Origin of the sequence: Streptomyces sp. NBC_00878 (genome assembly GCF_026341515.1) — a bacterium.
GTDB lineage: Bacteria > Actinomycetota > Actinomycetes > Streptomycetales > Streptomycetaceae > Streptomyces.
Window position 1 is genome coordinate 6,245,797 of sequence record NZ_JAPEOK010000001.1, and the last position, 12,485, is coordinate 6,258,281.

Here is a 12,485-nt window from a genome sequence, read left to right on the forward strand (position 1 = left end):
GACCGAAGGAACCCCCTCATGCCCCCTGACCGCTGGCAGCAGCACAACATCACCTTCGTCGACCGCGAGAGCGCCCGGCGCGTCATCGTCGAACGCCTCGGCCCCGCCCTGATCGCGGCCGAGGCCGACGGGCAGCTCGCTGGCTGGTGGTTCATGAACAAGCAGCCCTGGCCGCTGCGTTACCTCGCCGACCAGCCCTCACCGGCCCTGGAGACGTTGCTGAGCGATCTCATCGGTGACGGTGAAGCCGTGTCGTGGTTGCCCGGCGTCTACGAGCCCGAGGTCGAAACCTTCGGCGGCCCGGAGGCCATGGACGCCGCCCACGAACTGTTCCACAGCGACTCCCGCCATCTACTTGCCTACCGGCCGAACCCGGAGCACCTGGGACGCCGGGAGAGCGCCGTTCTGCTGGCGAGCGCCATGATGCGCGGCGCCGGACTGGACTGGTTCGAGCAGGGCGACGTATGGGCGAAGGTCGCTGCCCTGCGGCCGGCCCCCACCCCGCTACCGCCCGAACGAGCCGCCGAACTCGCCCCAGTGACACGGACGTTGATGACCGCCGATGCCCACGGCCTCTGCCGCCCGGACGGCCCGCTTCACGGGCATGACGAGTGGGTGGCCGCCTTCGAACGGGCGGGAGCCACGCTCGCTGACCTCGCAGGCCGTGGCGCCCTCAGTCGCGGCCTGCGAGCCGTCATCGCCCACCACGTGATCTTCCACGCCAACCGCGCCGGTCTCCTCCAGGACGACCAGAGCGCCCTGTCCCACATCGCACGAGAGGTAGTCATGGGAACGAGTGACAACACCGCGTCGCCCGACGAGGCAACGGCCGACGCCGATAGCGTCGACGCGGTGAACACCGACACAACCACCACCGCCACCGCCACGGCGGACGCCGAGCGCCTCCGCAACGCCCTGGTCGACCAGCTTCGTGCGGACGGGCACGCCCGCACACCCGCCGTCGAGACCGCGTTGCGGACAGTGCCCCGCCACGTGTTCGTGCCCGAAGCGTCACTCGAAGACGCGTACGCCAACGCACCGGTGCACATCAAGTACGACACCGACGGCACGTCGATCTCCTGCGCTTCCCAGCCGGGCGTCGTCGCACTCATGCTGGACCAGCTTGACGTCCGGCCCGGCGGGCGCATCCTCGAACTCGGCGCCGGTACCGGCTACAACGCCGGTCTCCTCGCCCAACTGGTCGGCGAGAGCGGACACGTGACCACCCTCGACGTCGACGACGACCTCGTGGAAGGTGCCAGCGCCAACCTCGCCGCCGCCGGTATCACCAACGTCGAGGCCGTGACCCGCGATGGGGCTGTCGGCTACGTCGAAGGCGCACCGTACAACCGGATCATCGCCACCGTGGGCGCGCACGGCGTGCCGCACGCCTGGCTGCAACAGCTCGCCCCTGGCGGCCGACTGCTCGTCCCCCAGCGCCTCAAAGGCACCGTCTCCCGCTCCATCGCGTACGAGCAGCGCGACGGGCGATGGGTGTCCCTCGGCAGCGAGATGAACACCTTCATGCCGCTGCGGCGGGGCATCGCCGACGACGAGCGCCGAGTCGTCCCGCTCAGCTCGGACGGCACCGTACGACTCCAGGCCCCCGCCGGGCAGTACATCGATGCCCACGCCCTCGCTGGTGTCTTGGACCAGCCGCGCACCGAGGAGTGGACCGGCATGACGGTCCAGGCCATGGAGTCGCCGGAGTGGATGGAACTGTTCCTCACCTGCTCCCTCCCCTCCGGCCTGATCCGGATGCTGTTCCCCCAGAGCGCCAAGGGCGGTCTGCTCACGGCCGACCCCTACCCTTCATCGAGCGCGGCCGTAGACAAGGGCGCCGTCACCTACCTGGCACGGCGCCCGTCGGCGGAGAAGACCCCCGAGGGCGGCAAGCTCTGGGAGTTCGGCGTCATCGGCCACGGCCCCGGCAGCGACGAGTTGGCCGCGAAGGTCGCCGACGCGATCCGCACCTGGGACCGGGAGTACCGCGACGGCGAGGCCACGTTCGAGATCCAGCCCCTCGACGCCCCCGCCATCGAGCCGCGCCCAAGCCTCTTCGCTCTCGACACCCCACTGAACCGCATCGTCGTCGACTGGCGATGACGGCCGACGTGTAGCGGACGGTGCCCGTCGGCGTACGGCTGGCGGGCGTCGTCGCCTCAGCAGTTCTCGATCAGGCCAGGGGGACTCATGGACCCGCACGGACCCATAGCCCAGCGCTTCCCGCTCGTCGCCCGATTCCGGCCCGCCTGCCTGCCCCTGCCTGAGCGCATACGCGCGCTCGCCGACCTCGCCGACACCGCAATGAAGAAAACCGACCCAGGGCTCGCATCGGCCGTCTACAACCAGGCCGCGCTCATCGCCTCAGACCTCGGACTCCCCGCCCTCGCACGCGAGATGTGCCACCAGCACGCCGCCGCCTACCTCCACGCCTGCCCCCTGCCCGCCATGAGCGCGATCCGAGGGCTGGAACCGGTCGTCAACCTCGCCCGCCTCCAGATCCGCGCCGGCCACGGAGACGAGGGCCGTCGGCGACTCCTCAACCTGTACGAGGCCGTCGAGGCTGCCACAGCTGCTCGGTTCGAGGACATTGCGGTACCGGCGGACCTCACTGAGACCGACGAGGACCGCCACGAGGTCCGCGCGTGGCTGTGGCGCGTACTCCTCGCTGACGGTACGCGCACCCTCACCACGGAGGGACGTTGGGCCGAGGCCCTGACACACATCGAAGCTCATCACGGCGTAGGCAAACGGATGCTCGACGGGCGCCAAGTCGCCGTACTCGCCGCCCTCGTCACGGGTGATACGGCACAAGCCACTGCTCTCCTCGTCGACACCATGCCCGGCGATCCGTGGGAGCAAGCCGTCACGGCATGCCTGACCGTTCTGAGCCGCCGCGATGCCGGGCAGCCGGTTGGTGGCCGGCTGGCGGACCTGGTGACGACGTACTCCGAGTGGAAGACCGAACCCGGGATGACCGTCTTCGACATCCGACTCGGACTCACCGTTCTCGACGCGATCGGTTCCGCCGAGGCGCCCGCCGCGCACCGCATCGTCGAGGAACTGCACCGCAGGACGACGGAGGCCGAAGACGGCTACGCGGCCCGCGAGAATCTGGTGCATCCTCTGTTCACCGCGATCGCCACGGCCGGGCAGGCACAGGACTGCCGCGCACTGGTGCGTGCCTGCGCCCTTCGGGCAGGGACCATCCCGGACAGACTGCAAGCAGACCTGACGGCGGCTCTGCGTGCCGGCGACAGCGTGATCAGGGAAAGCCTTCCCGGCCCGTTCACCGCGCCACAGTCGCGAGCACATCGTTGCCCAGGCGTTGGATGACATCCGTGGCGAGGCGGTGGCGTACCAGTTTGCCGTCTCGGGTGGAGCGGACCAGGCCCGCGTCGCGCAGGGTGCGCAGGGTGCGGGAGACCTGGGGTTCGCTGGAGCCGAGGCGGGCGGCGAGTTCCGAGGTGGTGATGGGCTCGCCCAGCAGGTGACGGCACAGCTCCATCCGGGCGGGCGAGGTCAGCGCCATCAGCCGGTGGTGCAGGTCGCGCAGGGTCAGCTGGCCGTCCGGGGTGGTGCCGCGTGCCGCGTACTGGACCACCACGCACCACGGGTGCTCGTGCTTGACCGTCAAGTGTGGCCACACCCGGGCGGACGGGATGAGGACCAGGGGGCGCGGGGCCACCTTCACCTCGTCGATCTGGAGTTTGTCGAGTCGTACCCGTTCTCCTGGTCCGACCCGGGCCGCCGTCGGGAGGAGTTCGGTGAGTACGTCCGCGGGGGGCCGGACCGTCAGTCGGCGGCGTACCTCTCGCGCGTGGTCCTCCAGGGCCGGGCGCAGCGTGCGCCAGTCCTCGGCGAAGAACGCCGTGTCGGCGGCCCGCAGCACCGCCAGCAGCCGGTCCCGCAGTTCCAGCGGTGCCGCCACCAGCTGTCGCGCCAGTTCACCGCGGGTGTAGGAGCGGCGCAGGCAGCGGCGGGTGTAGTCCTCCGCGGTGGTTGTGCCGGGGCGGAGTTCGCGGGCGGGTGGTACGGGCTGTCCCGAGGTGCCGAGGACTCCGGGCGCCGCGAGGTCGAGGAAGTCGTCCTTCGGCAGTTCGCCTATTGCCGCCAGCTCCTCGTCGAGGTTCGTCGCGAGCGGCACCGTACGGGGGAAGAAGAGGCGGCAGCGGAAGCGGGCCCAGAGGGGTGCGAACACGGACAGTTCGTCGCGCAGTTCGGGGTCCGCCGCGGCGGCGTGGGCCGTCCAGCCGGTGGCCTCCGGGTGGTGCTCGGGTTCGGCGAGTACGTGCAGGCTCGCCATCAGTTCCGACAGCGCGGAGGGCCCGGCCGTGAGGTCCGCGGGGCCGAGCCCGCCGAGGTCGACGACGATGCTCACGCTGTCAGCGTACGGCCGGGCTCACCGTACGGCCGAGTACTCCGGACAGTGGCGCTCACCGTACGGGGGCGCCCGGGCCGAGTGGGATGCCCAGCAGGTACCAGACGAAGAACAGCAGTACCCAGACCGCCAGCATGATCATGGCGAGGGGCAGGGTGAACGAGACCAGGGTGCCGATGCCGGCCTTGCGGCGGAGGGTCTGGAGATAGCCGACACAGAGCATGAAGGAGGTGCTCATGGGGGTGATGGAGTTCGTGCAGGAATCGGCGATGCGGTACAGGGCCATGGTGGTCGCCGGGCTGGTGCCGAGCAGCATCAGCATCGGCACCAGGGCCGGGGCGACCAGGGCCCACAGGGCGGAGCCGGAGGTGATGAGGAGGTTCATCAGCGCGACCGCGACGATGAGGAGGGAGAAAAGCGCCAGCGTGGGCGCGCCCAGCCGCTTGAGGAAGTCCGCGCCTTCGACCGCGACGACCGTGGCGATGTTGGTCCACTTGAAAAGGGCGAGGAACTGCGACACGGCGAAGAACAGCACCAGCAGCGGCGCGATGGAGCGCACCCCCTCCGCCATGAACTCCGGTATCGCGCGGCTCCCGCTGATCCGCCCGGTGAGCCGCCCGTACACGGCGCCGATGAGCAGGAAGAAGACGGTGAGGAAGACGGCGATGGCGTTCATGAACGTGGACTCCACGATCGCGCCCCCCTCACCGCGCAACGGGGACGCGGCGGGCAGCATCGCGAGCACGATCAGCGCGGCGTAGCCGAGCACGGCAAGACCGGTCGCCCGCAGGGCCCGTACCTCGGTGGTGTCGTCGACCTCGGCGGCGACGACCCGCGCCGCAGCGGCGGCCTCCAGGTCCGCGTCGGGGGTCAGGTGGTGCTCGCGCCTGGCGAGGATCCTGTCCACGACCAGGGCGATGGTGCCGGCCAGTACGAACGCCGAGACGGTGGTGAAGTACATGTTGTCCGTCGCGCGGACCACCACGTCCTTGTCGACGAGTTGCGCGGCCTCGGTGGCCACGGACGCGAACAGCGCGTCGCCGGGGGCGATCAGCGGGTTGGCGTCCCCGGCGGCGTTGATGGACACGAACGCGACGATCATGCCGAGCATGGGGGAGCGGCCCACGGCGCGGAAGGCCACCGCTCCGAGCGGGATGAGGACCACGTACGCGGAGTCGGACAGGAACTTCCCCAGTACGCCGCCCAGGGCCACGCCCAGGACGACCGCGCGCGGGGACAGGCCCGACAGCATGCGGCGGGCCAGCGCCTCGAAGAGTCCCGACCGCTCGGCGACCGCGACGCCGAGCATCACCATCAGTACGGTGCCGAGCGGGCCGAAGGTGACGAAGGACTCCTCGGCGCCGGTGATCAGGTCCCGTACGGCGTCCGCCGACAGGGCGCTGCGGACTCCCACCAGGTCACCCGAGGAGGGGTCCTCGACGCGCAGGCCGGCGGCGTTCAGGATCCAGCTGACGCAGGCGACCACTCCGCCCAGGATCCAGAACAGCCAGAACGGGTGCGGCAGTGCGTTTCCCGCCCGCTCGACCAGGTCGAGGAGCCGGGAGCCACGGCCTCCCTCGTCGGGCTCGGTGACCTGCACCTCCTGGGTGCGGTTGTCAGGTGTGCTCATGGCGGCCTCCTGAGGGGACGGCGGAACGAGGGACGGTGGAAGGAAGGAGACGGTGGAAGGAAGTGGAAGGAAGTGGAAGGAAGGGGACAGCGGAACGAGGGCACGGCGCGGCGGAGTGGCGAGCGCTGCGCTGTGTGGAAAAGGAGGACCCGGGAAACGAGCGGCCATCCGTCGTCTCGGCACGCGGGGAGTTGCCGGGTGTTGCCGGGATGCGCTGACAGTAGGTCCCGTGTCCGGTTCCGTCACCGTCCGGCGGAACAGTTGACCTGATGACGTCAAGTGATCGCCATGATCCGGGCCACTGCCTAGCGTCACGGAGGTGACCTGCTACGACACCTCCCTCATCGGCCGACCCGAATCCCTCCAGGGCGGCGCCCTGTGGCGCCGCGACCTGCGCGTCCCGATGCGGGACGGCGTCCGCCTCGTCGCCGACCTGTACTCCGCCTCACCCGAGCCGGCGGAGACTGCGCCGCTTCCCGTACTCCTGGAGCGCACCCCGTACGGCCGCCGTGCGCGGCGCGGTTCGGACCAGGACCGCGGCGGCGTGCCGGTCCCGCGGCCCGAGGACATCGCCCGGCATTTCACCGAGGCCCGCTACCACGTCGTACGGCAGGACTGCCGTGGCCGCGGCGACTCCGGGGGGACGTTCGTGAAGTACCTCGGCGAGGGTACGGACGGGGCGGACACGATCGCCTGGCTCAGGAACCAGCCGTGGTGCGACGGCCGGGTCGTGATGACCGGGGTGTCCTACTCGGCCCACGTCCAGGCGGCCGCCGCGGCCGAGGGGGCGCCGGGGCTCGCCGCCATGTTCCAGGACTCCGGCGGTCTGTCCTGCGCGTACGACGCGGGGATGCGGATGGGCGGCGCCTTCGAGCTGAAGCAGGTGACCTGGGCGCTGCGGCAGGCGGCGAGCAGCCCGGAGGCGGCGGCGGATCCGGTACTGGCCGAGCAACTGCTGCGGGTGGACGTGGCGGGCTGGTTCGGCGCGATGCCGTGGCGGCCGGGCTGCACGCCGCTGCGGCACCTTTCGGCGTACGAGGACTTCCTGCTGGAGCAGTGGCGGCAGGACACGTTCGGCGACTACTACCGCACCCCGGCGATCTACGGGCGGGGCTTCTACGGGCGCTTCCCGGACGCGCCGAGCCTGCACATGGGCAGCTGGTACGACCCCTACGTCCGGTCCACCATCGAGAACTTCACCACCCTACGGGAGCTGAAGTCGGCCCCCTCCTACCTGGTGATGGGCCCGTGGACGCACGGGCACCGCTGCGAGACGTTCGCCGGGGACGTGGACTTCGGGCCGCGGGCCACACTGGACGGCAACCTCGCCCCGTCGTACCTGGAGTTCCGCAGCCGCTGGTTCGACCGGGCGCTGGGCCGGGAGAGCGCGGAGAACGGGGAGAACGCGGAGAACGGGGAGGGGCATCCCGAGAGGCATTCGGAGAGCGAGGGGAATCCGGCGGACCGAGACCTCCCCGCCGTCCAGTACTTCCTGATGGGCGGCGGCGACGGCCGTCGGGACGCGGCCGGGCGGATGCGGCACGGCGGCGAATGGCGCACCGACACCAACTGGCCGCCGGCGGCGACGGCCCCCGTCGCCCTGCACCTCACCACCGGCGGCGCCCTCACCCTCGCCCCGCCCACCGCGTCCGCCGCGTCGGTCACGTACGACTTCGACCCGCGCCGCCCGGTCCCCACCATGGGAGGCCAGGTCACCTCCGGCGAGCCGGTGATGACGGGCGGGGCCTACGACCAGAACGCCCCGGACGCCCGGGTGTACGGGGCGCGGGAACCGTATCTGCCGCTGGACTCCCGCCCGGACGTGATCAGCCTGACCACACCGCCGCTCGTGCGGGACGTCGTACTGGCCGGCCCGGTGTCGGCGAGGCTGCACATCTCCACCTCGACCCCGGACACCGACTTCACGATCAAGCTGATCGACGTCCACCCGCCCAACGCCGACTACCCGCACGGTTTCGCCATGAACCTCACCGACGGCATCGTCCGCTGCCGCTTCCACCGCTCCTACGAGAAGCCGGAGCCGCTCGTTCCGGGTGAGGTGTACGAGATCGAGGTCACCGCCCCCGACACGGCGAACCGCTTCGCCGCAGGCCACCGCATCCGGCTCGACGTCTCCTCCAGCAACTTCCCCCGCTTCGACGTCAACACCAACACCGGCGAACCGGAGGCGGGCGCCCGCCGCACCGCCGTGGCCGCGAACACCGTGCACATGGATGCGGAGCGCCCCTCCCACCTGTGCGTGTGGCTGGAGGGGGGCGCGGATGCCCTCGCCTAGCCACGACAGCGGGGCCGGGCGCCCTCGCCCAGGCCGACAGGACCTAGCCGGGACGGCGAGGCCGGGCGCCCTCGCCTCGCCCGTGTCTCACAGCAGCGTCGGTGCGTGGAACGTGCCGAGTCCCGAGGTCTGGTCCCGGTCCAGCCAGTAGCGGCGCGGTTCGGTGAGCATGACGTCGACGCTGACGGTGAGGATGCCGGGGATCTCGGCTAGTTCGTCGTCGATGAAGCGTGCCAGGGCGGCGCGGTCGGTGACCAGGCCGGTGGCGAGGACGGACATGTCACTGGCCACGTGGGCGACGAGCCGGGTCTGGGGGAGCTGGTCGATGCGGCGCATGAGCTCCGGGGTCTCGCCGGGTGCCACGCGCAGCCGCAGCATGAACGAGGTCTGGAAGCCCAGCCATTCGGACACGATCTCCAGGCGCGGCTGGACCCAACGCTCGTCGAGGACCCGGCGGACGACGCGGTGCGCGGTGGAGGTGGCCAGGCCCGCGGCCCGGCCGATGCTCGCGGCGGAGGCCCGGCTGTCCCGGATCAGCTGGGCGACGACGGTGCGTTCGGCCTCGCTGAGGGGTTTGGCGGGGGGTGTCGCGGTCGCGGTGCCCTCGGGGCGGGTGCCGACGAGTTCGAGCAGGCCGGCCCGTTCGGCGTCGGTCAGGAACTGCGGGTCCCACGTGATGCCCCGGCGCAGGGTGCGGAGCGCGGGCAGGGCGTTGACGCGGCGGACGCCGGGCACGGAGAACATCCGGTCGATGGCCTCGCTGGTGGCCGCCTCGGAGGGGGCGTGCACGACGGCGTAGAGCGGGTAGTCGCCGGAGATCTGCGCCAGGAGCTGGAGGTGGGGCAGGCCGCGGAGCCGGTCGAGGACGGCCAGCGGGGTGTCGCCGGTGATGTCCAGGAAGACGTGGACCGGCATCGCCGTCGAGTGCATGCCCCAGTCGGCCTGCCCGATCACCCGGACCATCCGGGCCTCGTGCAGCCGGTCGTAACGGCGCTTCAGCGTGCTGGCGTCGGCGGACAGGATCCCGCCGATGTCGTCCCAGGTGGCCCGGGGCGCCAGGTGCAGTGCCCCGATGAGGCGCCGGTCGAGCTCGTCGAGGAGAGGGCGGGTCATAGTGCCCCACCCTAGACTGCCGATTAATCCCACTGTTACATCCAGGGGCTATTGAATCTCTCATCCGAGTGCCATTGTTCGCAGGAACATCCCTCAAATGCGCGAAGGGGTACCGATGAGTGCCACCTCTGCCCAGCCACAGCCGACGGGGCCCGAGTCGACTGAGCCCCAGTCCAGAGCCCTGCGTACCGCGTTCCGGGGTTTCGCGGCGATCGAGAAGATCGGCAACAAACTGCCCGACCCGTTCTGGCTGTTCTGGATCCTCGCGGGGGCCGTCGCCGTCCTCAGCGCCGTGCTGTCGGCGGTCGGCGTCAGCGCCGTGCACCCCGGTACGCACGAGGCCATCGAGGTGGAGAACCTGCTCAGCAGGGACGGCCTCACCATGGCCGTCGAGGGCGCCGTCGAGAACTTCGCGGCCTTCCCTCCGCTGGCCACCATCCTCACCGTGATGTTCGGCATCGCCGTCGCCGAGCGGAGCGGACTGTTCTCGGCGATGCTGCGCCGGATGGTCGCGCGGGTGCCGGGCAAGTACCTGACCTTCGCCCTGTCGATGACGGCCATGGTCAGCCATGTCGCCGGTGACGCCGCCTACGTCACCCTCATCCCGCTCGGCGCACTGATCTTCCGTGCGGCGGGCCGCAGTCCGGTGCTCGGCTGCATCGTGGCGTACGTCTCGATCTCCGCGGGCTACGACGCCTCCCCGTCGCTCACGACGACCGACGTGCTGCTGTCCGGGATCTCCACCGCCGCGGCCCACACCATCGACGCGGACTACGTGGTCACCCCGGTGGCCAACTACTTCTTCGGGCTCGGCTCGTCGGTCCTCGTGGCCCTGGTGATCACGCTCGTCGTCGACAAGGTCCTCGCCCGCCGTTCCGACCTGGAGCCCGACGAGCCGGTCGCCGCGCTGAACGCCGACGAACTGGAGGCGATCGAGGTCACCGGGGACCAGCGCCGCGCGCTGCGCGTGACCGGGCTGGTCGCCCTCGGCTTCATCGCGCTCCTGGCGGTGGCCATGATCCCCGCGTCCTCACCGCTGCGCGGCGCGGGCGGCGGCATCGTCGACTCCCCGCTGATCGGCGGGATGGCGCTCGTCCTGGGCGTGTTCTTCGCCGTACTCGGCACGGTCTACGGACGGATGACCGGGACGTTCTCCGCCGCCCGCGACGTCATCGCCGCGATGGTCGACGGCACCCGCTCGATGGCGCCGATCCTCGTCCTGTTCTTCGCGATCTCCCAGTTCCTCGCCTACTTCAAGTGGACGAACATCGGCAACATCCTCGCCGTCAAAGGCGCGGAGATGCTGCGCGACCTGGACATGGACGGCTGGACCGTGCTGGTCGGCATCGCCGTGCTGATCACGTTCATGAACCTCGTCATCACCAGCGGCTCCGCGCTGTGGGCGCTGGCCGCGCCGGTACTGGTGCCCATGCTGATGCTCGTCGGCATCGACCCCGAGACCACCCAGGCCGTCTACCGCGTCGCCGACTCCGTCACCAACTGCGTCACCCCGATGAGCCCGTACTTCGTGATGGCGCTGGGCTTCATCCAGCAGTACCGCAAGTCCGCAGGCATCGGCACCCTGGCCTCCTTCACGATCCCGATCGCCGCCGTCCTCTGGTTCGTCTGGGTCGCGTTCTTCGTGGCCTGGTACCTGCTGGGCATCCCGTTCGGCATCGGCTGAACCCGGCGCCCCGACAAGGAACTTCGCCCCCACCGTCGTCGTACGAGAAAGCAGACCATGACCGCCTCACCCGCAGCCGCCGCCCTCATCGCCCGCGCCCAGGAGGTCTCGCCGGAGATCGTCACCGACATCCTGACCCTCGTCGGCCAGGAGACCGGCAGCTACGACCTGTCCGGCCTCGCGAGGGGCCTGGACCTCCTGCGCGAGCTGACCGTCCAACGGCTCGGACGCCCCGACCACGAACAGCGCCACCTCGGCGGCGAGTACGGGGACACGCTGACGCTGACCTACACCGGTACCGGTGGGGGTACGGGCGCGAGTACGGGGATGGGGACGGGTACGGTCACCGGCGCGGGCGCCGATACGGGCACGGGAACCGGCGTGGGCGCGGTCACCGGTGTGGGTGCGGGCGTCGGGCATGTCGCGCTCGTCGGCCACTACGACACCGTGTGGCCGACCGGCACCCTCGCCGGATGGGAGCGGCCGGAGGCGTCCGACGACGGCCGGGAGAAGCTCGGCGGGCCGGGCATCTTCGACATGAAGACCGGCCTGGCCCAAGGTATTTGGGCCCTGAAACTGGCGCGGGAGAGCGGTGCGCCCGTGCCCACCGTCACGTTCCTCTTCAACGGTGACGAGGAGGTCGGCTCGCTGTCCTCGCGGCCGGTGATCGAGGAGGTCGCGCAGAAGGCCGACGTCACGCTGGTGCTGGAGCCGAGCGCCCACGGCGCGGTCAAGACGGTCCGCAAGGGCTCCGGCATCTTCCGGGTCACGGCAACCGGCGTCGAGGCGCACGCGGGGCTCGCGCCCCAGGACGGGGCGAGCGCGATCACCGCGCTGTCCGAGTTCGTGGTCGCAGCCGCGGCCGTCGCCGCCCCTGACAAGGGCACCACGATCAACACCGGGCTCATCAAGGGCGGCTCCGCCACCAACGTCGTCGCCGGGCACGCCACCGCGAGCGTCGACATCCGCGTCAGCAGCGAGGCCGAACAGGACCGTGTCGACGCTGAGTTGGACGCCATCAGGGTCAGCGACCCGCGGGTTCGCATCGAGATCGACCACGCCTGGAACCGGCCGCCGATGACCCTCAACGCCGCTTCCGCCCCTCTCCTGGACCTGGCGCGCGAGGTCGCCCGCGAGCAGGGCCGCGACGAGTTGCCCGCCGCGGCCGTCGGTGGCGCCAGCGATGCCAACTTCGTCGCGGCGCTCGGCCTGCCGGTGCTGTGCGGCATGGGCGCGGTCGGTGACGGTGCCCACGCCCAGACCGAGTTCATCTACCCCGACACGGTGCCCGCGCAGACGGCACTGGTCGCGGGGCTGCTCGGCCGACTGGCGACCCCTCTGCTCGTTCGTTAAAACGAACGCGAGGTTTACTATCCCG

General features: G+C 70.8%; 8 protein-coding genes. 5 read left to right on the forward strand and 3 right to left on the reverse strand.

Features of this window, described 5'->3' with window-relative positions:
* Positions 1-18 precede the first annotated feature (18 nt).
* Both fxlM and OHA11_RS26950 read left to right on the forward strand, forming a co-directional pair.
* Positions 19-2,106: a methyltransferase, FxLD system gene (gene fxlM, locus OHA11_RS26945; protein WP_266500637.1), complete on the forward strand. Its 2,088-nt coding sequence runs from the start codon at positions 19-21 to the stop codon at positions 2,104-2,106.
* An 87-nt stretch (positions 2,107-2,193) separates the two neighbouring features.
* The gene (locus OHA11_RS26950) at positions 2,194-3,339 is read left to right on the forward strand and encodes a hypothetical protein (protein WP_266500640.1); all 1,146 of its coding nucleotides are present in this window, start codon (positions 2,194-2,196) and stop codon (positions 3,337-3,339) included.
* On the opposite strand, the gene OHA11_RS26955 is transcribed toward OHA11_RS26950, so the two are convergent.
* Complete coding sequence (locus OHA11_RS26955) at positions 3,293-4,384, reverse strand: DUF5937 family protein (protein WP_266500642.1); 1,092 nt, start codon at positions 4,382-4,384, stop codon at positions 3,293-3,295. The genes OHA11_RS26950 and OHA11_RS26955 overlap by 47 nt on opposite strands.
* Before the next feature lie 55 nt (positions 4,385-4,439).
* Positions 4,440-6,014: an AbgT family transporter gene (locus OHA11_RS26960; RefSeq protein ID WP_266500644.1), complete on the reverse strand. Its 1,575-nt coding sequence runs from the start codon at positions 6,012-6,014 to the stop codon at positions 4,440-4,442.
* Positions 6,015-6,333: 319 nt separating this feature from the next.
* Here OHA11_RS26960 and OHA11_RS26965 point away from each other — a divergent pair, with 319 nt between their 5' ends.
* Positions 6,334-8,310, forward strand: a complete 1,977-nt coding sequence (locus tag OHA11_RS26965; RefSeq protein ID WP_266500647.1) for a CocE/NonD family hydrolase — start codon at positions 6,334-6,336, stop codon at positions 8,308-8,310.
* Positions 8,311-8,397: 87 nt separating this feature from the next.
* On the opposite strand, the gene OHA11_RS26970 is transcribed toward OHA11_RS26965, so the two are convergent.
* The gene (locus OHA11_RS26970; protein ID WP_266500650.1) at positions 8,398-9,423 is read right to left on the reverse strand and encodes an Lrp/AsnC family transcriptional regulator; all 1,026 of its coding nucleotides are present in this window, start codon (positions 9,421-9,423) and stop codon (positions 8,398-8,400) included.
* 115 nt (positions 9,424-9,538) lie between these two features.
* Between OHA11_RS26970 and OHA11_RS26975 the strand changes: the two genes are divergently transcribed.
* Complete coding sequence (locus tag OHA11_RS26975) at positions 9,539-11,107, forward strand: AbgT family transporter (RefSeq protein ID WP_266500652.1); 1,569 nt, start codon at positions 9,539-9,541, stop codon at positions 11,105-11,107.
* 57 nt (positions 11,108-11,164) lie between these two features.
* Positions 11,165-12,460, forward strand: a complete 1,296-nt coding sequence (locus tag OHA11_RS26980; protein WP_266500654.1) for a M20 family metallopeptidase — start codon at positions 11,165-11,167, stop codon at positions 12,458-12,460.
* Positions 12,461-12,485: the final 25 nt, after the last annotated feature.